A 1,088-nucleotide genomic window follows, 5' to 3' on the forward strand; every position below is an offset into this window, starting at 1 on the left:
AAGAGAAAACCGAGCTACACCACGCAAAATTGAAACGGTTCTCTATTCCATGTTGCGTGCCTATCGCGACCTTTGTTTGATTGAAGAACAAAAAGAGGGCTTGAGTAAGGTGATTCAATCTTCTGCTTATGTGCAAAATACCACCTCTCTGCAGAACTACGCTTCAGCCGTGCTAGAACAGCTCACTTCATTACTCAAGTTAGAAAAATCCGCTTTTTATTGCATTGTTAAACCCGACCCTAATGGCGAGGTTTGCCGAGCCATGACGCTGGCAGCGACGGGTTCTTATGTTGATCTCTACTCAGAGTGTGCGTTTGAAAAACTGCCAGAGTTGGTGGCAGAACGCTGTCAACAAGTGTTGGAGAGCCGTCAAACCACACACTTTGGCGATGCGTTTGTGTTGTATAGCCACGATGAACAGGGCGTGGACAATTTACTCTATGTGAATCTCAACAAGCAGTGTCTGAGTTAGATCGACAACTGCTTGAAATCTATATGCAAAATATTGGGCTCACCTTTGAAAATCTTGAATTTGTTGCTTGATGTCCGAGAGACCTCCAAGGAACTGGTCTACAACCTTGCCAATGCGGTAGGAAGCGCGCAGTAAAGAAACCGGTGCGCACGTACAACGCGTTTCGTTGATTTCAGAGAAACTGGCGCAGTTGTACGGACTCAGTGATTTCGAAGTCAATTTGATCAAGCAACGCCTCGACCAGTTGCATGATGTGGCAAGTGGCGATCCTGACAGCATTCTTCACAAGCCCGGTAAGCTGGATGCGCAAGAGTGGGAAATCATGAAAAAGCGACGTCGAATATGGCGTCAACATCTTGAGCTAAATCCAAACGACGCCTCCTTCGCCATTGCGAAAGAAAGTCGCTGGGACACATCACGAAAAGTGGGACGGTCAGGGTATCCGATGGGGCTGAAAGGAGAGTCGATCCCGATCAGTGGCCGAATTACGGGCTTGGCGGATGTGTTTGATGCGTTAGGGGCAAAACGCAGCTACAAAGAACCATGGTCTGACGAACAAATTCGCCAAGAAATCGAAGCGCAAAAAGGCAAACATTTCGATCCCCGATTAGTGGAT

Annotated in this window: 1 protein-coding gene and 1 pseudogene; both read left to right on the top strand. The window is 47.5% G+C overall.

Annotated elements, in window-relative coordinates; translation table 11 throughout:
* The first annotated feature begins 49 nt into the window (after positions 1-49).
* Positions 50-543 (top strand): annotated as a pseudogene (locus CIK04_RS35850) (DUF3369 domain-containing protein).
* A gap of 95 nt (positions 544-638) precedes the next feature.
* On the top strand, positions 639-1,088 hold a 450-nt coding region (locus tag CIK04_RS35855; protein WP_369597189.1), incomplete at its 3' end, for an HD-GYP domain-containing protein.

It is taken from the genome of Vibrio sp. 03_296, assembly GCF_002265885.1.